The sequence below is a fragment of the Aidingimonas halophila genome (assembly GCF_900106955.1).
In the GTDB taxonomy this organism is placed as follows: Bacteria; Pseudomonadota; Gammaproteobacteria; order Pseudomonadales; family Halomonadaceae; genus Aidingimonas; species Aidingimonas halophila.
Window position 1 is genome coordinate 328306 of sequence record NZ_FNNI01000007.1, and the last position, 25846, is coordinate 354151.

The 25846-nt window shown below is 55.9% G+C and carries 24 protein-coding genes; 19 read left to right on the plus strand and 5 right to left on the minus strand.

From position 1 onward, the window contains the following. Positions 1-59 precede the first annotated feature (59 nt). A complete protein-coding gene (gene pepN / locus BLW01_RS15135; RefSeq protein ID WP_092571161.1) occupies positions 60-2708 on the plus strand; it encodes an aminopeptidase N in 2649 nt (882 codons plus the stop codon). 47 nt (positions 2709-2755) lie between these two features. Here the strand turns inward: pepN and BLW01_RS15140 are convergent, their stop codons facing one another. Then, positions 2756-3049 carry a hypothetical protein gene (locus tag BLW01_RS15140; RefSeq protein WP_092571163.1) on the minus strand — a complete coding sequence of 98 codons (294 nt, stop codon included), beginning with the start codon at positions 3047-3049 and terminating at the stop codon, positions 2756-2758. Positions 3050-3211: 162 nt separating this feature from the next. Here BLW01_RS15140 and BLW01_RS15145 point away from each other — a divergent pair, with 162 nt between their 5' ends. Further along, the gene (locus BLW01_RS15145; protein ID WP_092571165.1) at positions 3212-3907 is read left to right on the plus strand and encodes an MgtC/SapB family protein; all 696 of its coding nucleotides are present in this window, start codon (positions 3212-3214) and stop codon (positions 3905-3907) included. Positions 3908-3944: 37 nt separating this feature from the next. Here the strand turns inward: BLW01_RS15145 and BLW01_RS15150 are convergent, their stop codons facing one another. Next, positions 3945-5540, minus strand: coding sequence for a cation:proton antiporter family protein (locus BLW01_RS15150; protein ID WP_092571167.1), 1596 nt, complete (start codon positions 5538-5540; stop codon positions 3945-3947). A gap of 161 nt (positions 5541-5701) precedes the next feature. On the opposite strand from BLW01_RS15150, the gene yegS reads away from it, so the two are divergent. The 3 genes from yegS (at position 5702) to BLW01_RS15165 (ending at position 7944) form a co-directional block, all read left to right on the plus strand. Further along, positions 5702-6622 carry a lipid kinase YegS gene (yegS, locus tag BLW01_RS15155; RefSeq protein WP_229806475.1) on the plus strand — a complete coding sequence of 307 codons (921 nt, stop codon included), beginning with the start codon at positions 5702-5704 and terminating at the stop codon, positions 6620-6622. Positions 6623-6690: 68 nt separating this feature from the next. Next, complete coding sequence (locus BLW01_RS15160) at positions 6691-7119, plus strand: VOC family protein (RefSeq protein WP_092571171.1); 429 nt, start codon at positions 6691-6693, stop codon at positions 7117-7119. Positions 7120-7281: 162 nt separating this feature from the next. After that, entirely contained in the window at positions 7282-7944 is a 663-nt protein-coding gene (locus BLW01_RS15165) for a hypothetical protein (RefSeq protein ID WP_092571172.1), read from the plus strand. A 167-nt stretch (positions 7945-8111) separates the two neighbouring features. Here the strand turns inward: BLW01_RS15165 and BLW01_RS15170 are convergent, their stop codons facing one another. Beyond that, positions 8112-8318, minus strand: coding sequence for a cold-shock protein (locus BLW01_RS15170; RefSeq protein ID WP_092571174.1), 207 nt, complete (start codon positions 8316-8318; stop codon positions 8112-8114). Positions 8319-8714: 396 nt separating this feature from the next. Here BLW01_RS15170 and BLW01_RS15175 point away from each other — a divergent pair, with 396 nt between their 5' ends. Beyond that, positions 8715-9137, plus strand: a complete 423-nt coding sequence (locus tag BLW01_RS15175; RefSeq protein ID WP_217635549.1) for an NINE protein — start codon at positions 8715-8717, stop codon at positions 9135-9137. Further along, complete coding sequence (locus tag BLW01_RS15180; protein ID WP_092571176.1) at positions 9134-9775, plus strand: LysE family translocator; 642 nt, start codon at positions 9134-9136, stop codon at positions 9773-9775. The genes BLW01_RS15175 and BLW01_RS15180 overlap by 4 nt, the downstream gene beginning before the upstream one ends. Before the next feature lie 31 nt (positions 9776-9806). On the opposite strand, the gene BLW01_RS15185 is transcribed toward BLW01_RS15180, so the two are convergent. Further along, a complete protein-coding gene (locus BLW01_RS15185) occupies positions 9807-11687 on the minus strand; it encodes a transglycosylase SLT domain-containing protein (protein WP_229806476.1) in 1881 nt (626 codons plus the stop codon). A gap of 222 nt (positions 11688-11909) precedes the next feature. Here BLW01_RS15185 and BLW01_RS19035 point away from each other — a divergent pair, with 222 nt between their 5' ends. The 9 genes from BLW01_RS19035 to sixA all read left to right on the plus strand — a co-directional run bounded on the left by BLW01_RS19035 (position 11910) and on the right by sixA (position 21482). After that, a complete protein-coding gene (locus BLW01_RS19035; RefSeq protein ID WP_175529860.1) occupies positions 11910-12245 on the plus strand; it encodes a YkvA family protein in 336 nt (111 codons plus the stop codon). Positions 12246-12358: 113 nt separating this feature from the next. Further along, positions 12359-14242: a molecular chaperone HtpG gene (gene htpG / locus BLW01_RS15195; RefSeq protein ID WP_092571180.1), complete on the plus strand. Its 1884-nt coding sequence runs from the start codon at positions 12359-12361 to the stop codon at positions 14240-14242. A 184-nt stretch (positions 14243-14426) separates the two neighbouring features. Further along, on the plus strand, positions 14427-15908 hold the full coding sequence (locus BLW01_RS15200; protein ID WP_217635550.1) for a protein adenylyltransferase SelO: 1482 nt from the start codon (positions 14427-14429) through the stop codon (positions 15906-15908). Positions 15909-16011: 103 nt separating this feature from the next. Further along, entirely contained in the window at positions 16012-16611 is a 600-nt protein-coding gene (locus tag BLW01_RS15205) for an isochorismatase family protein (RefSeq protein WP_175529861.1), read from the plus strand. Positions 16612-16976: 365 nt separating this feature from the next. Next, a complete protein-coding gene (locus BLW01_RS15210) occupies positions 16977-18104 on the plus strand; it encodes a Re/Si-specific NAD(P)(+) transhydrogenase subunit alpha (protein ID WP_092571186.1) in 1128 nt (375 codons plus the stop codon). Then, entirely contained in the window at positions 18101-18451 is a 351-nt protein-coding gene (locus BLW01_RS15215) for an NAD(P) transhydrogenase subunit alpha part 2 (RefSeq protein ID WP_092571188.1), read from the plus strand. The genes BLW01_RS15210 and BLW01_RS15215 overlap by 4 nt, the downstream gene beginning before the upstream one ends. Beyond that, the gene (locus BLW01_RS15220) at positions 18448-19833 is read left to right on the plus strand and encodes an NAD(P)(+) transhydrogenase (Re/Si-specific) subunit beta (RefSeq protein WP_092571190.1); all 1386 of its coding nucleotides are present in this window, start codon (positions 18448-18450) and stop codon (positions 19831-19833) included. Before BLW01_RS15215 ends, BLW01_RS15220 begins: the two co-directional genes overlap by 4 nt. Positions 19834-19933: 100 nt before the next feature. After that, the gene (locus BLW01_RS15225; RefSeq protein ID WP_092571192.1) at positions 19934-21001 is read left to right on the plus strand and encodes an NAD(P)H-dependent glycerol-3-phosphate dehydrogenase; all 1068 of its coding nucleotides are present in this window, start codon (positions 19934-19936) and stop codon (positions 20999-21001) included. Further along, the gene (gene sixA / locus BLW01_RS15230) at positions 20994-21482 is read left to right on the plus strand and encodes a phosphohistidine phosphatase SixA (RefSeq protein WP_092571194.1); all 489 of its coding nucleotides are present in this window, start codon (positions 20994-20996) and stop codon (positions 21480-21482) included. The genes BLW01_RS15225 and sixA overlap by 8 nt, the downstream gene beginning before the upstream one ends. A 113-nt stretch (positions 21483-21595) precedes the next feature. Here sixA and BLW01_RS15235 read toward each other — a convergent pair whose 3' ends face one another. Further along, on the minus strand, positions 21596-22543 hold the full coding sequence (locus BLW01_RS15235) for an AEC family transporter (RefSeq protein ID WP_092571196.1): 948 nt from the start codon (positions 22541-22543) through the stop codon (positions 21596-21598). A 421-nt stretch (positions 22544-22964) separates the two neighbouring features. Between BLW01_RS15235 and BLW01_RS15240 the strand changes: the two genes are divergently transcribed. Genes BLW01_RS15240 through BLW01_RS15250 form a run of 3 tightly spaced genes read left to right on the plus strand, consistent with a single transcriptional unit; the run spans position 22965 to position 25832 of the window. Beyond that, positions 22965-23960, plus strand: coding sequence for a TRAP transporter substrate-binding protein (locus tag BLW01_RS15240; protein WP_092571197.1), 996 nt, complete (start codon positions 22965-22967; stop codon positions 23958-23960). Positions 23961-24014: 54 nt separating this feature from the next. After that, a complete protein-coding gene (locus tag BLW01_RS15245) occupies positions 24015-24539 on the plus strand; it encodes a TRAP transporter small permease (protein ID WP_092571198.1) in 525 nt (174 codons plus the stop codon). A 12-nt stretch (positions 24540-24551) separates the two neighbouring features. Further along, complete coding sequence (locus tag BLW01_RS15250) at positions 24552-25832, plus strand: TRAP transporter large permease (protein ID WP_092571199.1); 1281 nt, start codon at positions 24552-24554, stop codon at positions 25830-25832. Positions 25833-25846 lie beyond the last annotated feature (14 nt).

The window sequence follows — 25846 nt, forward strand, 5'->3', positions numbered from 1 at the left end:
GTCGATTGCCATGCCCCCCTTACAATGAATGGCGATTATCCAACAGGAGCCTTCCTTTGATGTCTGCATCTGCACCGCAGCCGATTTATCTGAACGATTACCGTCCGCCGGCTTATCGTGTCACTCACACGGAGCTCAAGTTCGATCTGGTCTCCTCGGCAACCCGTGTCATTGCGAGGCTTCACCTCGAGCGTCATCCTGAACGTCAGGAAGGCGAGTTGCCGCTGGTCCTCGATGGCGAACAGCTACGATTGCTGCATATCGCCATTGATGGCCAGGCGTTGGAAGATGACGAATATGACGTGAATGAATCGCATTTGACCGTCTATCGGGTTCCTTCCACTTTCGTGCTTGATACCGAAGTCGAGGTCGATCCGGAGGCCAACACCGCGCTGGAAGGGTTGTACCTTTCCAATGGCATGTTCTGCACGCAATGTGAAGCCGAGGGATTCCGGCGTATCACTTTTTATCCTGACCGCCCCGATGTGATGGCGACCTTTTCCACGACCGTGATAGGTGACAAAGGCTCGCTGCCGGTGCTGTTGTCCAACGGAAATCCGGTTGAACAGGGTGATCTGCCCAACGGCAAGCATTTCGTCACCTGGGATGATCCGCATCCCAAGCCTTGCTACCTCTTTGCGCTGGTGGCAGGTGATCTGCAGAAGGTCGAGGACCATTTCACGACCATGAGCGGACGTGACGTCACGCTGCAGTTATGGGTTGAAGAGGAGAACCTCAGCAAAACCGACCACGCCATGGCTTCCTTGAAACGTGCGATGAAATGGGACGAGGAGACCTATGGACGGGAATATGACCTGGATCGCTTCATGATCGTCGCCGTCAATGATTTCAACATGGGCGCGATGGAGAACAAGGGACTCAATATCTTCAATTCGGCGGCGGTATTGACTCATCCCCAGACGGCGACCGATGCGACATTCCAGCGTGTCGAGGGTATCGTCGCCCATGAGTACTTCCACAACTGGTCGGGGAATCGGGTCACGTGTCGCGACTGGTTTCAGTTGTCGCTCAAGGAAGGTTTTACGGTATTTCGTGATCAGTGCTTTTCCGCCGATACCAATTCGGCGCCGGTCAAGCGCATCGAGGATGTATCATTCTTCCGGACGGCTCAGTTTGCCGAGGATGCCGGTCCCACGGCACATCCCGTACAGCCGGACCATTATATCGAGATCGGCAACTTCTATACGCTGACCATTTACGAGAAGGGCGCTGAAATCGTACGAATGCTGCGGAACCTGTTGGGATGGGAAGCCTTCCGTCAGGGGAGTGACCTCTATTTCCAGCGTTACGATGGTCAGGCCGTGACGATCGAGGACTTCGTGGAATGCATGGCGGAAGTCTCTGGGCTCGATCTCGGCCAGTTCATGCGTTGGTATTTCCAGGCGGGTACGCCCGAAATCGATGCGATCGGCGAGTACGATTATGCCAAGGGCGAGTATCGATTGACGCTTCGGCAGCGAACACCGCCTACTCCCGACCAGCATGAGAAGCTGCCACTGCATATTCCCGTCCGTATGGGATTGGTGGGCACCAAGTCGGGCAAGGACCTTTCCATGACGCTGGAAGGAGAGTCGCTGGGGACCGATGCGGTGATTCATCTTCGCGACGAAGAGCAGGAGTTCGTCTTCACGGATATTGCCGAGGCGCCTGTACCGTCGCTGTTGCGTGGCTTCTCCGCGCCGGTCAAGCTCCGCTTTCCTTACGGTCGTGAAGACCTGGCCTTCTTGCTCCAGCACGATTCCGATGGATTCAACCGTTGGGATTCCGGCCAACGATTGGCGTTGCTGGCCTTGGATGACCTGATTGCTGCACACCGTAACGGGGTGGAAAAAGTCATGGATAGTCGTGTCACGGAAGCGTTTCGCGGGCTGTTGACGACCGACACCGATGACAAGGCTGTGTTGGCGGAGATGCTGACCCTTCCCTCTGAGGCCTATATCGCTGAGCAGCAGCCGGTAGTGGATGTCGATGCCATTCACGCCGCTCGCACCTTCGTCAAACAAGCCTTGGCTCTTGCGCTACGCGATGAGTTCATGGCGGTCTATCGTGCCAACCAGTCTGATGCGCCATATGTCCCTGAGCCCCGACAAATTGCTCAACGCAGCCTGAAGAACGTGGCACTGTCCTATCTCATGGCGATCGAGGACGAGGAAGCGGTTGAGTTGGCCCGCAACCAGTTCGAGGATGGCCACAACATGACGGACGTGCGTACCGCCCTGACGCTGTTGACTCACAGTTCTCGTGGCGACATCGCCGATCCAGCGCTCAAGGCCTTTGGCGAGAAGTGGGCCCACGATCCTCTGGTAATGGATCAGTGGTTCAGCATTCAGGTAACGCGTCCGCAGTCGGATGCACTGGAGCGGGTGAAATTCTTGATGGACCATCCCGCCTTTTCCTTGACCAATCCCAATAAGGTCAGAGCCTTGATCGGCGCTTTCGCCGGACAGAATCGTGTCAATTTTCATCGAGCGGATGGCGAAGGTTACCGGTTGTTGGCCGATGTGGTCATTGAACTGAACAAGCTCAATCCCGAGATTGCAGCGCGCATCATTACGCCACTGACACGTTGGCAGCGTTTTGACGAATCCCGACAGGCGCTGATGAAAGCGGAGCTCGAGCGGATCCGTGCTGAGGAATTATCCTCGAACGTCTACGAAGTGATCGAGAAGGCGCTCGCTACTGCATGATCGGCGCAATTAACACTCAGACCGCCCGAAAAGGGCGGTCTGTACGTTCAGCCGACGAGCCAGCTCAGCATGATCATGGCCGCGAACAGCCAGATCAACCCGCCGACGAAGCGTCGACTCAATAGAGCTCGGACACCACGATAGAGCAGCCACAAGCCGATCAACAGAAATATCAGGCTGAAAAGGGTGGGACTGATGCCGAGTGCATCGGTCAAGCCTGTGACGAAGCGTTCCACGCCATCATGGATGTTGGCGAAGAAGAGTGACAATAGGTCGATGACGAAGCGAAGGGCTTCTCCGATACGTTCGCCCAGCCAATTGGAAATACCTTCGTCTTGCATGTGTCTGTCCTTGGAGCCCGCAACGCATAAAGCGTTATCCTACCAAGCTTGCAATTGAGGCTGGTAGTCTAGGTCGTGTGATCAGGTAAATTCCTGAATCCGTTCGCGCTTGCGCTATGCTGGTCAATAACTACCGACGCGTTTTGCAGGGAGGCGGCCTTCATGTCGATGGATCATCTGTTGATCGTGGTTTATCTGGTATCTGCTTGGTTGGCCGGTAGTCTGATCGGTCTTGAACGTAGTTATCATGGCCGTCCCGCGGGTTTTCGAACACACGCCCTGGTATGCCTGGCGTCATCGATGCTGATGATCGTCACGACCCACCAGGCACAATGGTTCGGGACAGTCCTGCCGGACTCGGCGATCAATACCGATCCGACGCGAATGGCACAGGGGATCATGACCGGCATCGGTTTTCTGGGAGCGGGTGTGATATTCAAGGAAGGCCTGACGGTCATGGGGCTGACGACGGCTGCGTCGATCTGGATGACGGCGGCCCTGGGCATTCTCTTTGGCATCGGGTTTCTGATGCCGGCAGTGACCGTCACGCTGATGACACTGTTGACGTTGTCACTGTTTCGCTGGGCTGAAGCCCGTATGCCGAGTCAGCATTTCGCCGATCATAGTGTGTGTTTCGCGGCAGGAGCGACGCCGGATGAGGATGCGCTTCGCCAGTGGATCAAGGAACATGATTGTCGCATCAAAACCATCAGTTACTCATTGATACAGCAGGGGTCAGTCTTCGAGTATCGTATGACGCTGCAGACGCTTGAGCGAGACAACCTGACACGACTCGCATCAAGCCTGCGCCAACGTGACGATGTCATTACATTCTATCTGTGTCCGACGGCAGAGTGATGGAGGATGGACTCTGTTCTCCGTTGCGCTTATGTCGCTATCCGAGTTGTTTGGTAGCGGAAACCAAGCCTGCTTCTTCGGCCGCACTATCTGCCAAAGATCGGCCGGCTTCATCATAGATGTGGTGCACTGCATTGGCCCCTCGTGTGCGAATTGGCTCTATTTCCTCGGGATATTCCACGATAGCGGTGATGTGTCCTTGAAAGTCACGATCACGTAGCTGATCCAATGCAAAGAGATTACCGGCATGGTGAGGCATTGCCAGCACGACGAGTTCGACATCAGGCGAGACCAGTAACTTGTCCCAGAAGTCGGAATCCAGGGCATCTCCCTCCATGAGCCGGTATCCCTCTTGTTGGAGTTTATTAACGCTATGGGGATTACTGTCGATTCCCAGTACTCGTAGCCCATAGTGCTTTTGCAAGCGTCTGTAGACACTTCTGCCTATACGGCCCATTCCTAGTACAACGGCCTGTGCATCGCCCACCTCGATCGGACGATCTCCAGGGTCGAGTTGTTCCTGAGGTATGGCAGGCAACCGGGGAGCAATATGCCGGTATAGCGTTTCGTTGACAGTATTGAGCAGGGAGGAGAAAACGAAGCTGATGGCAACGGCAAGAGAAAGAATAACCAGCCACTGCTCGCCTAGTAGCCCTTGTTGTGTCGCCAGGGCTCCGACAATCAGGCCGAATTCTGAATAGTTGGAAAGCACCAATGTGGCCAATATAGAAGTTCTCTGCCTTAGGCGGTAGCGTGTGAATAATGTTATATAAAGTACGGTTTTGATTGGTACTGCTACAACAATCAAGAGCGCCAGTCCCAGAGCTTCCCAATTCGGCGTTGCTGTCATCCCTATTGATAGGAAAAAGGCGACTAATAACAGTTCCTTTAAATCGAACAGAGATCGTGCCAGTGACTGGGCTGCTGGGTGAGGCGCCAACAAGAGGCCGACGATCAGTGCGCCGAGGTCACCTTTGATACCCAGGTATTCGAATAAATGGTAACCGGCGACCAATGCCATGGACATGGCGAAAATCATCTGCATCTCACCATGGCCGAGTTTGGCCAGCAGTTTTTGCAGAAGAGGGGCCAATGGTATCAATAGTAGTAGAGCTAATGCCATCGGCTCTGGGAGGTCCCCTTTGCTTGCAGTTATGAAGATCACTGCAAAGATGTCCTGCATGATCAATATGCCGATGGCCAGACGCCCATAGGCGGTCTTGGCTTCACTACGTTTTTCAAGCACCTTGACGACGAAGACAGTACTGGAAAATGAGAGTGAAAAGCCCAACAAGGCCAGCACGGTCCAGTCACTGTCGCGTAATATCCCGAGACCAGTGAGTTTGAGGAGGCCAAGAAACCCCATCATGAGCAGGGAAGAGCCCAGCATGTGTATCGTAGCGGTACCCCATATTTCTTGGCGTAGCAAGCTCCTGACGTCGAGTTTCAGACCGATGCTGAATAGAAGTAGCGTGACACCGATGTCAGCAATGGTTTGTAGTGAAGGCGTCAGCGGAAATCCGAAGGCATTGAGCAGGAAGCCGGCGACGAGAAAGCCGACCAGGGGCGGCAAGCGGACTATGAGTGCAATAAGTCCACCAAAGAAGGCGGCGACAAGATAAACAGGTTCCAAAAGCGGTCCTCTAAGTGATAGCCGATACTTCCCATCTTGGGATGCTAGCGCTTCGGGACGTACAGGTCATCCTTGAATATCGGTATGGCGTGCTATCCAATATTGCGCACGACGGGGTAAAGCGTGAAAGTCTCCGTAGAATCTGTCGAAGGAGAACGAAGGTGGAATCATGCCTGTCAGCCCGTTTGATACTCAACGGCAAATCGGCCCAGCTTCCCGAGGTGAGAGAAGCGGTATTCACCCTACGCGATTCTGGTTTCGACCTTGGCGTGGTTGTCACCTGGGAGGCCGGTGATGCACGACGGTTTGCATGCCAATCGGTCGAGGCAGGGGTGGAGCGAATCATCGCAGGCGGTGGCGATGGAACGGTCAATGAAGTCGTCAATGGCCTGATGTCGTTGCCGAAACACCGGCGTGTGCCGCTGGGCATACTGCCGCTGGGCTCTGCCAATGATTTTGCCAATGGTGCCGGACTGCCGCTGGAGCCACTGTCTGCCTTGGACGTCGCATTGAAGGCCGACCCTCGAGAGGTCGATGTAGCAAGGCTGGGGGAGCAATATTTCCTGAATGTGGCATCGTGCGGGATCGGCGCAGAAGTGACGTCGACGACGCCAGAGCCTTTGAAACGTGTCCTTGGTGGAAGTGCTTATTCATTGATGGGGGCTTTGAAAGGCTTGAGTCATCATTATTACCGTGGGAAGTTGAGTTGGCCGGAAGGACATATCAGCACCCCATTCTTTCTGATCGCGCTCTGTAATGGGTCTCAGGCTGGTGGAGGTCAGAGCCTGGCTCCGTCTGCAAAGTTGGATGACGGCTTGCTGGATGTACTGGTCGTGCGTCATTTCAATTCGGTGGCCGATATCAAGCAAGTGCTGACTGAGTTGGAATCATTACCGCAGAGTGGTGATTTCGTCTCGTATTTTCAGACGACAGGACTGCAGTTTGACGGTGAAGATACCTTACCCATCACCCTTGATGGTGAATCGTTTCGAGTCGATCATTTTGCAGTGGAGCTCATGTCGGGCGGCTTGGAGTTGCTTTTACCCTCGTCGTCTTCGCTTCTGTCTTCGGCAAGCGGATGATTCGCTGCTTGCCATTAACCAGTGAGTGCTGGATGCAGCAACGATTCTATAATTGAGGAGATTGTCTCATGCCTAATCCATTTCATCTGGCGATGCCAGTTCATGACCTGACCGCAGCGCGGCGTTTCTATGGTGAGTTGCTGGGGTGTTCCGAAGGCCGGTCGAGTGAACGTTGGGTCGATTTCAATTTCTTTGGTCACCAGTTCGTCTGCCACTTGAATCCTGAACTGGGCGAGGGCGGAGCCGGCCTGCACCGGAATCCGGTGGATGGCCATGGCGTGCCTGTACCCCATTTCGGGGTCGTGCTGGAAATGGACCAGTGGGAGGCGCTGGCTGAAAGGCTCAGAGCTCAAGGGGTGAAGTTCGAGATCGAGCCTTATGTACGCTTCGAGGGAGAGCCCGGAGAGCAGGCGACAATGTTTTTCCTTGACCCTAGCGGTAATGCCCTCGAGTTCAAAGCATTTCGCGATATCGAGGGCCAGTTGTTCGCCAGGTGAATGACGCGGTGATGTCATTGAATCCGGTAAGCGAACCTGACAGCGCCACTCGATTGGCAGAAACCACGAGACATTGCCCGGCATCGCTTGCGTCGGGCAAGGCGCTTTGGTGCAATACATCTACTTTATGTAATTGCCCGAAAATGTGATTGGAGAACGAGGATGATCAATAAACCCTGGATGCCCTTGGTCCTGGTGCTGGCCCTAGGGTTAGCCGGGTGTGGTGACAGTGAGGAGGACGACACCGCCCAAGACGACGGGAATGGCTCGGAAGCGAGCGTTCAGGAAGATGAGGCGGCGGTTGCCGAGTCGGATAATGGCGAGCCATCCGAATCGGCCGAAGAGGACGGTGGCGCTGCGGATGACGAGAGCGGCGAGGTGAGCGATGGCGCTGCCGATGACGAGCAGGCGGCATCCCGATCAGCCGATGAGGAAGGGCTGATGGAAGAGGGCGAAGTTGAGGATCAGGAAGACGCTGAAGCCGAGACCTTGCGTGAAGGACCCGAATCCATCGATGATGAGAACACGCTCCCCGGGGAAACGAGTCGGTCCGATGTCGATGAGTTCCTGAAGGAAACAGAGCGCCGCTTCGATGAAGCCGAGCGTGAGATCGATCAGCAGTTCGAAGAGGTCGAGAGCCAGGATCCTGCCGAAGGGCTGGAAAGTATTGACGATATCGATGATCTCGAAGGTATAGAGAGCGAGCCTGAGATTAGTGAAGACCTGGATGTTGAGGAAGATCCGGATATCGGTGAAGAGCCGAGCAGCGGCGAAGAGACAGGGGATGACGAGGAGTCCGGTTCAAGTGAGCGAGAATCCCGCTGATCGCTGTCCCTCGTGTTTCCTGTTGTCATAGAGGGCTTCCCATGGGAAGCCCTCTATGACAAGTCGATATGTCAACTGACACAAAAAGGGCCCACACGATGGTGGGCCCTCTTTGTTGCCGTCAATCGACCGCGAAGCGACGGTTAACGGCTATATCAAGATCAAACTTAGTTGGTGACCTTGATGTTAGCGGCCTGAAGGCCTTTCTTGCCCTGGGTGACATCGAAGCTGACCTTTTGGCCATCTTGCAGGGTCTTGAAGCCTTCAGCCTGAATCTCGGAGAAGTGAGCGAACAGGTCGTCACCGCCCTCATCCGGAGAGATGAAGCCATAACCCTTGGTGTCGTTGAACCATTTGACAGTGCCAGTTGCCATTGTCGATTTCCTTAACTAACTAACAAAATGATATTACCGGGACCGGACGGAAACGTCCTCTACCCGTTGTGCGTGGGTCCAGCAAAGAAGAAGTGCGCACGGGGAGTCTCGAAGGAATCGATCAACAACTGACGACTTTCTTACTTGCAAACCTACGCCACGGATCATGCAGCAGGATTTTGGACGCGTCAAGCAAAATCGCAGTCCGCTCGCCGGCTCCGTGATCCGCAAATTCACTGTAGATGGAAAAACGCCAGGCGTCCAGCAAAGAGGCGATCAGAATTGCATGGGGAGGTCAGCAAGGCATACCGGCCTTGCCGTTGCGGTCTGGCCACGGCTGGGTCAAGATGCGCACTATGGCAAACACCCAGTCTGTGTGAATGACAAGGATTCGGTATGGCTATATCGGGTATGGCGGCCAGTGATACGCATAGCAAGCTGTTGGGGTACCTCTTATGGTTGTTTGGTTTCCTGGGGGCGCATCGCTTCTATTACGGCAAACCGGTGACCGGCACGATCTGGTTTTTCACCCTCGGATTGCTGGGGATCGGCTGGTTGATCGACCTGTTTCTCATTCCGGCAATGGATCGCCAGGCCGACATACGATTCCAGGCAGGCCCTACCAACTATTCTCTAGCCTGGATACTGCTGACGTTTCTGGGCGTGTTCGGTCTACATCGCATGTATATGGGGAAGTGGATAACCGGCATCGTGTATTTACTGACCGGTGGTCTATTCCTTCTGGGGGTACTGTACGACTTCTGGACGCTCAATGAGCAGATATCGATGCGTCATGCCAAGCGGGATATCTTTCAATGATTGATGCGCAGTTTCTCTCGTTCCTGGCGGCGATCACATTGCTGACCCTCAGTCCCGGTGTCGATACGCTGCTGGTCATACGTAATGCCAGCCGTGGTGGGTTGAGAGATGGCATATTGACGAGCGTGGCGATTTGTAGCGGCCTGTTCGTGCATGCCTCCGTGTCGGCGCTGGGCATTTCGATGCTGTTACTGCAATCTGCCTGGGCATTCAATGTACTGAAAGTGGCGGGTGCCGCCTATCTGATATGGCTCGGACTTCAGAGCCTGAATCAGGCCCGCCGTGGACGTGAGCTGCCGATGGGAGACGTGCAGACGGAACGGCAGAGGGTGTCGATGTGGACACCACTACGTGAGGGGTTGCTGTCCAATGTGCTCAACCCCAAGACGGTCATGTTCTATATGGCGTTCCTGCCACAATTCATTGCACCGGGCGAACCTGCGCTGCTCAAATCGCTGTGGCTGGCGAGTGTACACTTCGTGATTGCCAATATCTGGCAGATCGCGATTGCCGCCATGGTGGGAAGCGCCGCACGCTGGCTGGCCAAGCGCTGGGTATCGCGGGGGTTGGATGGCGTCACCGGTGCGGTATTGGTCGCTTTTGGCCTCAAACTGGCGCTGCATCAACGCCCCGCTTGAATGGGCGGCCCGCTGACGCGGGCCGTCACCATCATTGCCTGGCCAGTAGTGACGCCGTGTAACTGACGTTGCGTTCGCTGGATGTCATCATCGCGACTCCCTGAGGATCGCCGCCGTTGGCCAGGCTTTCGAAAATGACACGATATGCCAGGACGGCCTGAACGTAGTTCCGGGTCTCACGGTAGGGGATGCTCTCCACGAACAAGTCGAAATCTTCCGGACCGTCGCGCAGCCACCGGTCGACCCGGCCGGGACCGGCATTATAAGCGGCTGCCGCAGCCAGGCGGTTACCACGATAGCGTTTCAGCATCTCGCTGATATAGGCACTGCCAAGGCGGATATTGGTTTCAGGGTTCAATACCTGTCTTGGGGTCGGGTCGTCGATGCCGAGCCGTTGACTGACGTGGGTGGCGGTCCCCGTCATCAGTTGCATCAACCCCTGAGCGCCGGCGGGGGATACCGCTTTGGGGTTGAATGAACTCTCTCGGCGGGCGATACCCATCAACAAGTAGGGATCGATGTCATGCTGGCGTCCCCATTTCAGGAATTGATCCTGGTACGCATTGGGAAAGCGCCACTCCAGGGCATCCCACAGCCCGGCATTGATTGTGCTCTGGATGACCTTGAGATGCCAGCCACGATTGGCGGCATAGTCTGCCAATGCACGTGCTTCCTGCGGTGACGCCTGATCTATGGCGTAAAACCATTCACTATTGGCCAGCCCCGGCTCACCAATTCGCATCAACGCCTCGGTACGTTTGACCTGTGGCCACTCGGCGACTTCTCGTCGGTAGTCGTCATTGAAGGTGGCACGTTCCATATTCAGGGAGTACGGGCGATTCAAGCGGTCGGCAGCGGCAAAACCATAAAAGCTCCGCTCTCCGGCAGCCGCAGCATAGGCGGTTTCGGCCGTTTCGGGATCCCCCAGTTGCTCGAGTGCACGTCCCAGCCAGTATTGCCAGCGAGCCTCCTGTCTGGGTTCATCGGGCATGGTGTGAATCCAGTCGATGACACTCTGCCAGTTGCGATCCGACAGCGCCTTGCGCACTCGCAGGGTCAACAACTCCTGGTCACCCAGACGTGGCAGTACCTGATCGACCCAGCCCCGATTGTTGCGAATATCACGAACCATCGAATAGAAGGCCAGGTCATGCTCGATGGTGTGACGTTGTTCTTCGGTGACCGGCGCATGATCGGCAATCTTGCGCCAGGCCTCCATGGCGGCTTCAGTGTCGGCACGGGTGAAGCCGTACATGGCGGCGGCAAAGAGGCTGCCACCCCCTTCATTGCTTGGGCCAATGCGTGTAGGGACCTGTGTAATGGCGGAGTAATCTTCCTGGATGCGTTCGATGGCATCGATGCCTGCTTGCCAGTCAGCGTCAAGCTGTCGGTCCAGGTATCGCATCAGCCCGGTTTCCCCGGCTTGCCATGCCAACATCATGCGTTCCCAGATCAAGGTGTCGTCAATCGTGCCGTTACCGAGGAGTCGTTGAAACAACGAATCACAGGCAGAAGGCTGGGACTGGGCGCTAAGCCACAACTGACGTCCTCCCTCTGCCGCTTGCTGGGGATCACGTTCCAGTAGCGCACGATAGTAATGGCATTGTCGTTCGGTGCCCTCGGGTTCACCGTCGCGGACAGCCAGTAATTCACCGTATTTTTCGTTGTCCCCATAGGCTGAAATCGCCTGGTTGCGCATCCATTGGGACAAGGGAGAGTCCGAATGAGCATCAATGAACGCAAGAACTTCTTGTGACGAGAGGTCCGGAAGGCGGTTTTTTAATCGATGATAGCTGACGTATCCCGCGAGTTCGTGGTCTTCGATCGCAGGTTGATCGATACGCGACCACTCCTTGGCTCTCGCGGCTTCCAACGCCTGGCGCATGTCACTGTCGCTGGCTGCGACCGCCATTGGGGTAGTCATCGGGAGACATAGCACCAAGCCGGCTAAAGCCGCTCTCCATCGTCCGAAAGGCCTTGATCTGCACATCCGGTGACTCTCCTATGCTTGCCCGAGGACTGGAATGCTCTCTATCCTCGCTGAAAGCAGGTCGTTTGAGTAGTGTCGCCAGAAGCCGACAATCCGATTCTACCATCGTGAGCTACCCGGTGGTCTGGTCACTGGAGATCATCGATGCCAAAACTTACCCGTCATGTACTTTGGGGCCGCTTGCGTCAACGTGCCGGTGCATTGAAGCGACTGAGACGTGCGCTGCAGTGGTTTCTGCCCATGGTGGCAGATGTCGTCAAGGGGCGTTATCGGCCGGTACCCTGGCCGGCATTCGGATGGATGGCGGCGGCGGCCCTCTACCTATTATCTCCTCTCGACCTGATTCCCGATTTCATACTGATGATTGGCCTGCTGGATGATGTCGTCATCGTGGGGTGGCTGTTGACCCGGGTCGATCGTAGCCTCGATGACTATCGGCGCTGGAAAGGGGAACCGCCGGACGCGGTGGCCTCCGACTGATTTCAACGCTTGAAAAGTGCCAACAGAGCCCCATATCTCGATCACGATACGACGGCCGGCATTTCGTGTCGGCATTCATCCATGTCTTGAGTGATCGATGAGGGTCTCGATTCATGTCCACCGCTACCCATGAAGAAACATTGGGCTTCCAGACAGAAGTCAAGCAGCTATTGCACTTGATGATCCACTCCCTGTACTCCAATCGGGAGATTTTTCTGCGCGAGTTGATTTCCAACGGCGCCGATGCGTGTGACAAGCTGCGTTACCAGGCGCTGGACAACGACAGCCTGTACGAGGGTGACAGCGAACTACGTATCGAAATCGAGCATGATGCCGAAGCTGGCACTGTCACCCTGCGTGACAACGGCATCGGCATGAGCCGCGAGGACGTCATCCAGAACCTCGGCACCATTGCCAAGAGTGGTACGGCTGAATTCCTCAAGCAACTTTCCGGTGAGCAACAGAAGGACGCCAAGCTGATCGGTCAATTCGGTGTCGGCTTCTATTCGAGTTTCATCGTCGCCGATGAGGTTACGGTCAGAACCCGTCGCGCTGACCTCCCGCACGATGCCGGTGTTGAATGGCACTCCAAAGGAGAAGGTGAATTCACCATCGCGGATATCGAACGTGATGCCCGTGGCACCGAAATCGTGCTGCATCTCAAAGAGGATGCCAAGGAATTTGCCGACGATTTCCGACTGAAGAGCCTGGTTCGCAAGTACTCGGATCATATCGAGGTGCCGGTACGCATGCCCAAGGTCGACAAGGACGACGAGGGCAATGAGACGTATGGCTGGGAAACCGTCAACGAAGCGACGGCCTTGTGGGTGCGTCCCAAGTCCGAGATTACCGAGGACGAATACAAGGCGTTCTACAAGCATGTGGCCCATGATTTCTCGGATCCGTTGACCTGGAGTCACAATAAGGTCGAGGGCAAGCTGGAATACACCAGCCTGTTGTATGTACCGGAACGTGCCCCCTTCGATCTGTATGAGCGAGACGGGGCTCGGGGGCTGAAGCTCTATGTGCAGCGTGTATTCATCATGGATGACGCCGAGCAGTTCCTGCCGCTGTATCTGCGATTCGTCAAAGGGGTGATCGACACCAAGGATCTGTCGCTCAACGTATCGCGTGAATTACTGCAGCAGGATCCTCAGGTAGAGAAGCTCAAGTCGGCCCTGACCAAGCGCGCCCTGGACATGCTCAAGAAGCTGTCCAAGGATGAAGAAAAGTATCAGACGTTCTGGAATACCTTTGGCAGCGTGCTCAAGGAAGGACCGGCCGAAGATTATGGCAATCGCGACAAGATCGCCGAATTGCTGCGCTTTTCGACAACGCATACCGACAGTGCCACTCAGGATCAGTCTCTGGCAGCCTATGTCGAGCGGATGAAGGAAGGTCAGCAGAAGATCTATTATATCGTTGCCGACAGCTTCAATGCCGCCAAGCATAGCCCGCATCTGGAGATCTTCCGCAAGAAAGGCATCGAAGTCCTGCTGCTTTCCGATCGCATCGACGAATGGTTGATGAGCCATCTGACGGAATATGACGGCAAATCGTTCGTGGATATCGCCAAAGGGGACCTTGACCTGGGCGAAATCGAGGGTGAAGAGGAGAAGCAGGCGCAGGAAGAAACGGCCAAGGCCAAGGAAGATCTCGTCAAGCGCGTTCAGGAATCGCTGGGTGATGATGTCCAGGAGGTTCGAATCACTCACCGACTGACCGATTCACCGGCCTGTGTGGTATTGCCGGAACACGAGATGGGGTTCCAGATGCGTCGTATCATGGAGGCGGCCGGTCAGCCATTGCCGGAGGTCAAACCGATTCTCGAGCTCAATCCCGAGCACGCGCTGGTGACGCGTCTCGAGTCATCCGAGGGAGACGCCTTTTCAGATCTATCCCATATCCTGCTGGATCAGGCGATTATCGCCGAAGGCGGACATCTTGATGACCCGGCAGCGTATGTCAAACGACTCAATGAGTTGCTGACTACCTGATATCAGCGGTACTGCACAATCGAACCCTATCAGCGGGGATGCCGCTGATAGGGTTTTTTCGTGGCTGAGCGACAGCATGTCATGGAATCGACCGACTTGGTGAGAGCTGCAGATGATGTAGCTTGGTCGGGTGGAGGGGTTAGCGTTACAGTGACTGTCAATGCACATGCCAGCCGAGTACACCATGACGCTTCACGATTTGCGTTTCGATAATGCCTGGGCAACGCTCCCTGATGACTTCTTTACACGTGTCATGCCGACCCCCTGGTCGGGGACGCGCATCCTGGACATCAGCCCGTTAGGTGCGGACCAACTCGGTCTGGATGTCGACGCGCTGTGGCGCGATGAGAATGAACATGCCGCGTTGACAGCGTTGATGGCCGGCCGCGAACTCCTGTCCGGCATGGACCCGATCGCCCAGAAATATACCGGCCATCAATTCGGAAGCTACAATCCGGCGCTCGGTGATGGGCGTGGCTTGCTGCTGGGAGAAGCCGTGACGGGGCACAGTTTTGTCGACCTTCATCTCAAGGGAGCCGGTCAGACGCCATACTCCCGTTTCGGTGATGGGCGTGCCGTGTTGCGTTCGTCGATCAGAGAATACCTGGCGGGAGAAGCCATGGCCGGTCTGGGAATTCCCACGACAACGGCATTGGCAGTGGCGGTCAATGACGAAAAGGTCATGCGGGAGCGTGTCGAACCTGGTGCAACCCTCTTGCGGTTGGCTGAAAGTCATGTGCGTTTCGGCCATTTCGAGTGGCTTTATCAGCGCCAGCGCCCCGAGGACATGAAACGTCTTGCCTGGCATGTGATCGATCGGTATCGGCCATCATTACGCGATGCCAATGCGCCGTTGGAGGCGTTGTTTGCCGATACGGTAGCGCGTACCGCCGATCTGGTCGCTGCCTGGCAAGCATACGGCTTCGTGCATGCCGTCATGAATACGGACAACATGTCACTGTTGGGACTGACCATTGATTACGGTCCGTATGCGTTCATGGATCGTTATCAACCTCGCCTGGTTCCCAACCATACCGATACGGAAGGTCGCTATGCATTCAATCAGCAACCCGGTGTAGCGCTTTGGAACCTGGCGGTGCTGGCGCAATCATTGACACCACTGATCGACGTGGAACGGTTGCGTGAAACGCTTGATACGTTCGAGCCTCGCCTCCAGGCGACCTATGCCCGGCAAATGCGGAACCGCATGGGCCTGGCCTGTGAAAGAGAGGAGGATCATGAACTCGTCTCCTCGTGGCTCGCTCTGCTGGAGAAGCACGGCGCCGATTTCCACGGTGCCTTCCTGGCACTGGGGGATTACGATGGTACGGCAACGACGATCGAAAAAGTGGCAAACGCACTTGAATGTGCCCCTGATGAGGCGTCATTACAGCAATGGTTACAGCGCTACGCCGAACGCCTCGAGCACGAGACACGTACTCACCGGCAGCGCCATGCTGACATGGCTAGCGTCAATCCCCGCTATGTACTGCGCACCCATCTGGCTCAGTCGGTGATCGAGTCGGCTGAAGCCGGTGATAGCGAACCGTTGCAGACCTTTCGTCAACTGCTTGCCGATCCCTTCACCGAGCATCCCGGCTATGAAGCGTGGCAGCAGGCGCCATCACGCAATGCCCCTCCTGTCTGCCTGTCCTGTTCTTCTTGATCGCTTAGGCGATCCCGTCCTCGACGGCGGCTATCGTGTCAGCCAAGTGGGCAAGGTTGGTCTGCAACTCCTATTCTGCAAGGGTGTGGTGGAGGAGGTGTCCATGAGTGTTCATGCCAGCAATGCCCGGTTGCGTCTTTATGATGCGCGTGACGAATGTGCTGCCCTGATGATTGTCGATGTCCAGCAAGCGACCGATGAATTGGCCGGAGATACCGAGTGCAGCAATCCATTGATGGAGTCACGCCTGACGGATCTACTCGCATGCTGGCGCGGCGGGAATGGGCATATCGTACATGTGCGGCATTTTTCGCATGCGCCGGGGTCTCTGTATCGGAGTGGACATGTCGGGGCCGAGTTCAAGCCGTGTGTTCAGCCGCGTTTGGGGGAGCGCATCGTTACCAAGCATGTCAGCAGTGCCTTCGTCGGCACTGACCTGGAAAACTGGCTGAGTCGCCATGGCGTTTCTCAATTGGTGGTGGCTGGTTTCTCCACCACAGGGGCTGTCAATAGCAGTGTCCGCCATGCCCTCTGTCTCGGGCTGTCGGTGAGTATCGCTCAGGATGCGTGTGCCTGCCTGGCGCTTGAAGATCATCATGGTCGATACTGGGATGCCGAGACATGCCACTGGTTCAGCCTGGCGCAGCTCGAGTCGCTAGGCGCATCAGTCGAATCGACCCACGCATTGATACAGTATTTTTGATCCAGGATGGCCATGTATTGGTAAGACCAATTGGCTTTGCGATGCGTGCAAGGATAACGTATTGCTTATGATAATGATAAGGGATTTTTCATGACTAATATTCTTGGTAACTCCTTTATTATCAGACAGTTGGTATTGTCATTATCTATAAAACATAGCTTATGCATTCGATAAGGTAAGGCATATGAAGACTTTTTACAGGGAAAGACTTGCATTTAACGATGTTTGTTAAAAAACTACGTCATCCATTTTGGTAAGTCGTGATGTTGTCTTGATCGTCAGCCATGTATCAGGGGAGCATCATCCATTGCCGGCGAATGCGGATGCTGGTAATCATGCGTTGAGATAAGGAAGGGAGTTTGCCGATGATGAAAATCCTGATTCCAAGGGAACGGCGACCCGGAGAGCAACGAGTCGCTCTGGATCCCGCGACAGCAAAACGCTTCGCCCGAGACGGTTGTCAGGTGGCGATCGAGAAAGGTGCCGGGGAACATGCCCATTTTCCTGACGACCACTATGGTGACCCGCTTGCTGTCGTGGAACGCGAGGAGGGGATGCAAGATGCGACTGCCGTGCTCTGTGTGCGGGCCCCCAGCGTTGAGGAGGCGGAAGCGTTGCCGGAAGGGTGTGTTCTGGTCGGGTTGCTGGCGGCGCATGCCAATCTGGAACAGGTGGAAATCTATCGTAAGCGGAATATCACTGCGCTGGCGATGGAGTTGGTGCCCAGGATCTCTCGGGCACAAAGCATGGATGCGCTGTCATCCCAGGCGGCAGTGGCTGGTTACCATGCCGCCTTGCAGGCTGCCGAACGCGCCCCGGTGTTCTTTCCCATGCTGACGACAGCGGCGGGTACCGTTCGACCGGCGAAGGTGGTGGTCATCGGTGCTGGTGTCGCCGGCCTTCAGGCGATCGCTACTGCCAAGCGGCTTGGCGCACAGGTCGAGGCATATGACATCCGTGCCGAAGCTCGCGAACAAGTGGAGTCGTTGGGCGCGAAGATGATCGATACCGGCGTCGATGCGTCGGGAGAAGGCGGTTACGCGCGCGAGCTCACCGAAGAGGAAAAGGCTACGCAGGCAGAGGCGCTCTCTCAACGACTCGCCGAAGCGCATGCCGTTATCTCCACGGCGGCCCTTCCTGGGCGACCGGCCCCGAAGATCATTACCCAGGCAATGGTTGAGCGCATGAAACCGGGCGCGGTCATCATCGATCTGGCTGCCGAAGGGGGAGGGAACTGCGAACTGACCGAGCCAGGCGACACGGTCGTGCATCAGGATGTGAGTATCCACGGTCCCTTGGATATCCCTTCCCGATTGGCCGTTCCTGCCAGCGAGATGTATGCACGCAATTTATATAATCTCTTGTCGCCGTTCATCGAGGACGGTGAACTCTCTCTCGACTTCGAGGATGCCGTTATTGGCCCCATGTGTCTGACTCGTGGTGGCGAAATCGTCAATGACCAAGTGCGTAAGTGGATGGAGGATAAATCATGATTGAAGGACTCGCCGCACTCTACATTCTCATGCTGGCTGGTTTCGTTGGCTATGAGGTCATCTCACGGGTACCTGTCATTCTGCACACCCCTCTGATGTCGGGTTCCAATTTCGTGCACGGCATCGTGGTCGTCGGCGCCATGGTGGCACTGGGGCAGGCGGAAACGTTCGGAGAACAGCTGATCGGTTTCATTGCTGTGGTGCTGGGTGCCGGCAATGCCGTCGGGGGGTATGTCGTGACCGAGCGCATGCTGGAGATGTTCAAGAGTTCCGATAAACGCAAGGAAAAGGAGAGCAGCGATAAAGCGAAAGCGCTCAAGGACGCCGCCAAGGGAGGTAAAGCATGAGTGCATTGATCGAGACCAGCTATTTCGCGACGGCGGTACTGTTCATCCTCGGGCTCAAGCGCATGTCCCATCCCACGACCGCACGTAGTGGGGTGATCTGGGCCGGTGTCGGCATGGCGTTGGCGACATTGGTGACTTTCCTGCATCCGGAGATTCGCGGTCAGTACGGATTGATGCTGCTGGCCATTCTGATAGGCGGTGGTGTCGCTTGGTGGAGCGCCAAGCGGGTTGCCATGACGGACATGCCGCAGATGATTGCCATCTATAACGGCATGGGTGGCGGTGCTGCCGGCGGGATCGCTGCTGTCGAGTTGATGCGGGTGGCCGGTGACCCCAGCCTGGTCGAGTCCCATGGACATCTGGCGCTCTGGCTTGGTGTGCTCGGGGCATTGATCGGCAGTGTGGCGTTTTCCGGCTCGGTGATTGCCTGGGCCAAGCTCGATGGTCGCATGAAGAAAGCGGTACGTTTTGCCAATCAACAACAGGTGACGCTGGCGATACTGGCCGCTGCCGTGTTGCTGGGTATCTGGGTGGCGTTGGCAACACCGGGAGCGTTCGTTCTGTTCCTGTTCTTCCTGCTGGCGCTGGCGTTCGGGGTGATGGTGGCGTTGCCGATCGGTGGGGCAGACATGCCCGTCGTCATATCCCTGTTCAACGCACTGACGGGCCTGGCCGTGGCGATGGAAGGGTTCGTGCTCGATAATGCGGCCATGATCATTGCGGGTACCGTGGTCGGTGCGGCAGGCAGCTTGTTGACGGTACTGATGGCCAAGGCCATGAATCGTTCACTGTTCAATATCCTGTTCAAGCAGTTCGGGCCTGCCAGTGACGAAACGACCGAGATCGAAGGTAGCATCAAGGATGTTGGTACCATGGATGCGGCGGTGCAGATGGCCTACGCCGATCGCGTCATCATCGTGCCAGGCTATGGGCTGGCCGTCGCGCAAGCCCAGCACAAACTCTGGGAGATGGTCGAACTGCTGCAGGAACGAGGTGTGGAAGTCAGCTTTGCCATTCATCCCGTGGCAGGCCGCATGCCCGGGCATATGAATGTGCTGCTGGCCGAGGCTGGTGTGCCCTACGACATGATCTTCGACCTCGAAGAGATCAATAATGACTTCGAAACAACCGATGTCGCCTTGGTGATCGGTGCCAACGATGTTGTCAATCCCGTTGCCAAGACCGATCCCGACAGCCCGCTGTACGGCATGCCGGTACTCAATGTGGACGAAGCTCGAAACGTACTTGTCGTCAAGCGCGGGCAAGGCGCCGGTTTTTCCGGGGTGGAGAACCATCTGTTCTATCGCGACAATACTCGCATGGTCTACGGTGATGGCCAGAAAGTGGTGACCGATATGATCGCCTCGATCAAGACCTTGTAATCGGGTCACGAGGACCGATATCGGCATGAAGGGAGGGGCGCAAGTTCCTCCCTTCGTTGGTTACAATGGCACTATCTATCAGCAGCACTAGGGAAGGTTCATGTCCGAGCAGGCTATCAAGGTCGCTGTATTGGGCGGAGGAAGTTTCGGCACGGCACTGGCCAGTATTGCCGCTGACAATGGTGCAGCGGTGCAGCAATGGCTGCGTGACCCCGATTTGGTGGATGAGATCAACCGTGACCACCGTAATTCCCGTTATCTGCCGGATTACGCGATCAACCCAGCGGTCGTGGCCGTCAATGACATGCGTCTGGCGATCGAGGGGGCCGAACTGGTCCTCGTCGCGATTCCCTCCAAGGCCTTCCGTGATGTCGTCAGGGAGGCGCGTCCCTGGTTGTCACCGGATCAGATACTCGTCAGTACGGCAAAAGGTATTGAAGAAGACGGTTTCCTGTTGATGAGCCAGATTCTCGAGCGTGAGACGGGCTTTTCGCATATCGGGGTATTGTCTGGACCGAACCTGGCTTCTGAGATCGCAGATAAGCATCTGACCGCTACCGTTATTGCCAGTGATGATCCGCTGACGCGTGCCCGTGTGCAAAGTCTGTTGGGATGTGAGTACTTTCGAGTTTATGCCAGCAATGATCGCTATGGCGTCGAGCTTGGCGGGGCGTTGAAGAATATCTATGCCATCGCAGCCGGCATGGCGGCTGCATTGGGTATGGGTGAGAACACCCGGAGTATGCTGATGACACGGGCATTGGCCGAAATGAGTCGCTTTGCCGTTGAACAAGGGGCCAATCCCATGACGTTCCTGGGACTGGCTGGTGTCGGCGATCTGATCGTCACTTGCTCTTCGGCCCTCTCGCGCAACTACCGTGTGGGATTCGCGCTTGGCGAAGGCAAAACCCTGGATGACGCTGTCGAGGCGCTAGGGCAGGTTGCCGAAGGCGTCAATACCGTACGCTTGGTTTGTAACCGGGCTCGCCAGGACGGTGTCTACATGCCGATCGCCGAGGGGCTCTATCAGGTGCTCTTCAAGGGTGTGCCGGCCCGTGATATGGCGAGAATGCTGATGCAGGGTGAGCAGAGCAGTGATGTCGAGTTTATCCTCTCGCGGGAAGCGGTTCAGCAGGCACGAAAATTGGAGGAAGACGAGCATGACTGATGCCCTCTGGATCATGCGTCACGGTGAAGCCGCTCCAGGACGACCCGATCACCTTCGCGACCTGACAGAGACCGGGCGTCGGGATGTGGAAAAAATGGCCGGTTGGCTCGATATCGTGCTGGAACCTGCCGTCAAGCGGGAGTTGCGCCTGGCTGTCAGTCCGTATGCCCGTGCCCAGCAAACCGCGGATATTATCGCGGAAAGACTAGGAGTGACGCCGGAAACCTTGGCATTGATTACCCCGGATGATCCGGTCGAGGATGTCATCGAGTGGTTGCAGATCAATGGCGAAGGAGTGCCTTGGCTGCTGGTTAGTCATATGCCTCTGGTTGGGGAACTCACAGCGCGTTTGGTTGATGGCGAGCGCAGTCTGGGGGGTGGGTTTCCCGCTGCCGGTGTCGTTGGTTTGCAGGCTGACGTTTGGGCGGCGGGTTGTGCTGATTTGATAGGCTTTCAGTCGCCGAGGGAGCTTGCAGAGTAGGTTTATCACCAGTTTTATCATTACTAACCGTATCTATGTCATACCAGGCCCTGAAGCGCTGTTCGAAGATCGCTGCAGGGCCTGGGCAGTTTCAGCTCGTGACCGAGGCGACTTCAGATCAAGCCGAAGACACGCAGTGCAAAGACACCACTGGTAATGGTCAGGCTTGCCATCAGGGTGCTGATGGCAATGATATTGGCTGCCAGCCTTGCGTCACCCCCCATGGCCTTGACCATGACGAAACTGGCGGCCGCTGTCGGGCTGGCAAAGTAGAGAAATAGCAAGCCTAGCTGCCGGCCGGAAAAGCCCACCCACCAGGCGGCCAGCGTTCCCAGCAGTGGAAGCGTGACCATTTTCATCAGGCTGGCTCCCACGGCAACGTCACGCGACGCTTTGATACCGCGTATGGATAGGGTGGCACCAATGCAGATCAAGGCCAATGGCAACGTTAGAGACGCGAAGTAATCGCCTGATGTCATCACCCAGCGTGGTAGTCCGATATCGAGCCACATGAATGGCAAGGCGGCCAATACCGCAAGGATCAACGGGTTGCGTGCGATATGGCGAAGGATGTGCTGCCAATCGGCTTGATGGCTCTCGCTGTAGATGGCGAGTATCAAGACAGAAAACACATTGTAGCTGAGGATCACCACGCCCAGCAGTAAGCCGCCCGCCGACAAGCCATAATCACCATACATGCTGGCCGCCAGCGCGAGCCCGACAATGCCGCAATTGCCGCGGAATGCCCCCTGAACGTATACGCCGCGTTCTGCCGGTGTGACCCGCCATAGCGACCAGCCCCAGCTCAATAGAAACAGTCCCAGGGTAGTGGCGGCAAAAAACGCCATTAACTCAGGGTCAAATGCTTCTCCCAGATCGGCGCGAATCAGGCTCAGGAAAATCAAGGTGGGCATGGTGGCCTTGAAAACCAGTGCCGATGCCGTATCGACAAAGTTGCGGTCTATCCAGCCGACACGCTTAAGCGCCAATCCCAGGAAGACCATGGCGAATACGGGTAACGTGACATCCAATGTCCCGAAAAAGACGTCGAGCAGGCTCATTCAGACGTTCTCCGCTGTGTTGACCAGCAGATCGCACAGGAGAGGAGGTGCGAGTGGAGAAGTGTGATAGTGATATCGAGGGGCAGGCGATATATGTCGTCGATGATGTTCACGATATGAGGAGATGGTTTTTTACAATGAATCATTGAGTTAACGGGTAACAAGTATCAATTTGCGACGTATGTCGTTATGACGCCAAGGCTCAACTTTGGTCTAAATTGCCGCTATTGTACTTGCTCACCGTTCAGACTGTCTCCTACGTTATCCGATGTATGATGTATTACAATAATAAAGACACGGCACGGCTTGTCAGCAAGCAGTCAATGGAGTGACGACGAGAATCGTCAAGTGGCGCCGACGAGACCAGAGCCGAGGCAACGCCACAACAATTATAAGAGTGACCAACCGGGAGGAAAGCGTCATGCTCAAGAAGATGTCGATGAATGCCAATTTACTGTCAGTGGCTTCAGCAGGTGCATTAGCCCTGATGTCGGTCTCCGCTCACGCAGAGGAGTGGCGGGGATGGAATATTCATCCCGAAGGGTACCCGAATACCGAAGCGCTGGAATCGTTCGCCGACAAGGTGGCGGAGCGCACGGAAGGGCGTATCGAGCCGAAGATGTATAACAATGGGGTGCTTGGTGATCAACCGGATGCCATCGAGCAGGCGCGTAGCGGAGCCCTTGCATTCGGCAATTTCAACATGGGGCCGATGGGACCTATCGTTAACGAAACCAATGTGCTTTCCTTGCCGTTCCTGTTCAGTAGTCGTGAACATATGCACGACGTCATGGATGGCGATATTGGCCGGCGCTTTGCCGATGCGCTTGAAGAGAAGAATCTCGTTGCCTTGTCCTGGTTCGATTCCGGTGCACGTAGCTTGTATAACACGGACCGTCCTGTTGAAGAGCCGAGCGACGTGGAAGGGCTCAAGATCCGAGTGATGAATAACGACCTCTATGTCGACATGATTGAAGCGTTGGATGGTAACGCGACTCCCATGGCGTATGGTGAGGTCTATCAGTCACTCAAGACAGGCGTTATCGATGGCGCGGAGAATAACTTCCCCTCCTTTGAATCCAGCAACCATTACGAGGTTTCAAAGTATTACTCCCTGACCGAGCATCTGATCATCCCCGAGTGTATCTGCATAGCCAAATCCAAGTGGGACTCGTTGTCCGATGAGGATCAGGACATCGTGCGTGAAGAGGCCCTGGCGGCAGCCGAGTTGCAGCGCGAGCTCTGGACGGAAGGCTCCGAGGAAAGTCGACAGATCGTCGAGGACGATGGTGTTGAAATCAATGAAGTGAAGGACAAGTCGGCCTTCCAGGAGAAGATGCAGCCGGTCTATGACCAGTTCCTCGAGGAGAATCCGGATCTGGAATCCCTGGTAAGCGACATTCAGGACACGATCTGATTCTCTGGCATATCCCCTGGGAGTGTTCGCCTCCCAGGGGAAGGGGGCTTCTCTATGACGATGTTTCCTGAGCAAGAGACGAGGAATAGTCTCGGTATCTGGTCGAGACTTGACCCGCTCCTTGATGGCATCGCCAAGTTCTGCCTCATGGTGGCCGGCATACTTATCGTGCTGCTGATTGCCATCTTCGGTTGGCTCGTGTTCGGACGTTATGTCTTGAATGATACGCCGACCTGGGTGGAGCAGGCATCGCTGGTGATGGTCGTGTATATCACTTGCCTGGGAACGGCTGTTGGTGTCAGACACCATACCCACCTCAATATCGATTTCATCCGGGCTAGCTTGCCACCTTTTTGGCGAAAGCTGCTGCATACCATTGCCGACCTGTTCGTCATCGGTTTCGGTATCTGCATGGTGTACCAGGGGTGGCTGCTGGTCATGACGAACCTGGAACGGGCGATTCCCATGATTGGTATTTCCGAAAGCTGGCGTGCGGCGCCATTGGCTGTGTGTGGTGCCTTGATGGTGCTGTTTTCCGGGAGCGACATGATCAAACGGATGGTCTTGAGCCGCCATTGAAAAGGAGTCGATATGGGTCTTGTGATCCTTTTTGGCCTGTTCTTCCTGGGGCTGATAGCAGGCGCTCCGGTAGCATTCGCCGTAGGCGTGGCGGCTGTCGGGACATTCATGTATGAGGGGTTGCCCGTCTTCGTTGCATTTCAGCGGATTCTGTCGGGCATTTCCGTCTTCTCCCTGTTGGCGATTCCCTTCTTTATTTTCGCCGGCGAGCTCATGCTCCAGGGCGGTATTTCCAAGCGGCTGGTGAGATTGGCTTCCGCGATGGTCGGCAAGCTACGGGGTGGCCTGGGGATCGTCAATGTCAGTTCGTCCATGCTGTTCGGGGGGATTTCCGGCTCCGCCGTGGCCGATACATCAGCGTTGGGTTCGTTGTTGGTACCCGTGATGAAGGAGAAGGGCTATGACTCCGACTACGCCGTGAATGTGACGGTGACGTCATCGGTCGCGGGCGTCGTGATCCCTCCCAGTCATAACATGATTCTCTACGCGGTGGCGGCGGGGGGTGGCATTTCCGTCACCCAATTGTTCATCGCCGGTATCGTGCCGGGAATCCTGATGTGTCTGGCCCTGGCTGTCGTGGCTTATATCGTGGCGGTACGTCGCGGTTATCAGGGGGAGGCCTTTCCAGGGTGGGAGGCTCTGATTGTCAGCCTGTTCGCAGCATTACCGGGGTTGTTTACTGCGATTATCATCGTGGGCGGAGTGTTGTCAGGTATCTTGACCGTTACCGAGTCCGGTGCCTTCGGGGCGATCTATGCCATCGTGGTCACGGCACTGGTATATCGCGAGCTGCGTTGGGAATCGTTCAAGGCGGCTGTCTACCAGTCGGTGAAGACAACGGCGCTGGTCATGATTCTGGTGGGATGTGCATCGGCGTTTTCCTACCTCCTGGCGCTTTACAATGTGCCCGAGTTGCTGACCGGTGCGTTGACCGCCATTTCCGATAATCCCCTGGCCATCCTGCTGATGCTGAACCTGCTCCTGTTGGGGCTGGGCATGATCATGGATATGGCCGCCTTGATCCTGATATGTACGCCGATTTTCCTCCCCGTGGCTGTGCAGGCCGGCATGGACCCGATCCAGTTCGGCATCATGCTGATGATGAATCTCGGCCTCGGGCTATGCACGCCACCGGTGGGCGCATGTCTGTTCGTCGGTTGCGTGATTGGTGAGATCAAGATCGAGCAGGCCGTCCGTACCATCTGGCCGTTCTATATGGCGTTGTTCCTGACGCTGATGCTGGTCACCTATGTCCCGGCCATCTCGATGACGCTACCCGACTTCTTCGAATAACGGAGCGTCTATCG

Excerpts from the sequence above, each read along its gene's own strand:
- pepN (WP_092571161.1), top strand. The coding sequence starts at position 60 with ATGTCTGCATCTGCACCGCAGCCGATTTATCTGAACGATTACCGTCCG.
- BLW01_RS15140 (WP_092571163.1), bottom strand. The coding sequence starts at position 3,049 with ATGCAAGACGAAGGTATTTCCAATTGGCTGGGCGAACGTATCGGAGAA.
- BLW01_RS15145 (WP_092571165.1), top strand. The coding sequence starts at position 3,212 with ATGTCGATGGATCATCTGTTGATCGTGGTTTATCTGGTATCTGCTTGG.
- BLW01_RS15160 (WP_092571171.1), top strand. The coding sequence starts at position 6,691 with ATGCCTAATCCATTTCATCTGGCGATGCCAGTTCATGACCTGACCGCA.
- BLW01_RS15165 (WP_092571172.1), top strand. The coding sequence starts at position 7,282 with ATGATCAATAAACCCTGGATGCCCTTGGTCCTGGTGCTGGCCCTAGGG.
- BLW01_RS15170 (WP_092571174.1), bottom strand. The coding sequence starts at position 8,318 with ATGGCAACTGGCACTGTCAAATGGTTCAACGACACCAAGGGTTATGGC.
- BLW01_RS15175 (WP_217635549.1), top strand. The coding sequence starts at position 8,715 with ATGGCTATATCGGGTATGGCGGCCAGTGATACGCATAGCAAGCTGTTG.
- BLW01_RS15180 (WP_092571176.1), top strand. The coding sequence starts at position 9,134 with ATGATTGATGCGCAGTTTCTCTCGTTCCTGGCGGCGATCACATTGCTG.
- BLW01_RS15185 (WP_229806476.1), bottom strand. The coding sequence starts at position 11,687 with ATGGCGGTCGCAGCCAGCGACAGTGACATGCGCCAGGCGTTGGAAGCC.
- BLW01_RS19035 (WP_175529860.1), top strand. The coding sequence starts at position 11,910 with ATGCCAAAACTTACCCGTCATGTACTTTGGGGCCGCTTGCGTCAACGT.
- htpG (WP_092571180.1), top strand. The coding sequence starts at position 12,359 with ATGTCCACCGCTACCCATGAAGAAACATTGGGCTTCCAGACAGAAGTC.
- BLW01_RS15200 (WP_217635550.1), top strand. The coding sequence starts at position 14,427 with ATGACGCTTCACGATTTGCGTTTCGATAATGCCTGGGCAACGCTCCCT.
- BLW01_RS15205 (WP_175529861.1), top strand. The coding sequence starts at position 16,012 with ATGAGTGTTCATGCCAGCAATGCCCGGTTGCGTCTTTATGATGCGCGT.
- BLW01_RS15210 (WP_092571186.1), top strand. The coding sequence starts at position 16,977 with ATGATGAAAATCCTGATTCCAAGGGAACGGCGACCCGGAGAGCAACGA.
- BLW01_RS15215 (WP_092571188.1), top strand. The coding sequence starts at position 18,101 with ATGATTGAAGGACTCGCCGCACTCTACATTCTCATGCTGGCTGGTTTC.
- BLW01_RS15220 (WP_092571190.1), top strand. The coding sequence starts at position 18,448 with ATGAGTGCATTGATCGAGACCAGCTATTTCGCGACGGCGGTACTGTTC.
- BLW01_RS15225 (WP_092571192.1), top strand. The coding sequence starts at position 19,934 with ATGTCCGAGCAGGCTATCAAGGTCGCTGTATTGGGCGGAGGAAGTTTC.
- sixA (WP_092571194.1), top strand. The coding sequence starts at position 20,994 with ATGACTGATGCCCTCTGGATCATGCGTCACGGTGAAGCCGCTCCAGGA.
- BLW01_RS15235 (WP_092571196.1), bottom strand. The coding sequence starts at position 22,543 with ATGAGCCTGCTCGACGTCTTTTTCGGGACATTGGATGTCACGTTACCC.
- BLW01_RS15240 (WP_092571197.1), top strand. The coding sequence starts at position 22,965 with ATGCTCAAGAAGATGTCGATGAATGCCAATTTACTGTCAGTGGCTTCA.
- BLW01_RS15245 (WP_092571198.1), top strand. The coding sequence starts at position 24,015 with ATGACGATGTTTCCTGAGCAAGAGACGAGGAATAGTCTCGGTATCTGG.
- BLW01_RS15250 (WP_092571199.1), top strand. The coding sequence starts at position 24,552 with ATGGGTCTTGTGATCCTTTTTGGCCTGTTCTTCCTGGGGCTGATAGCA.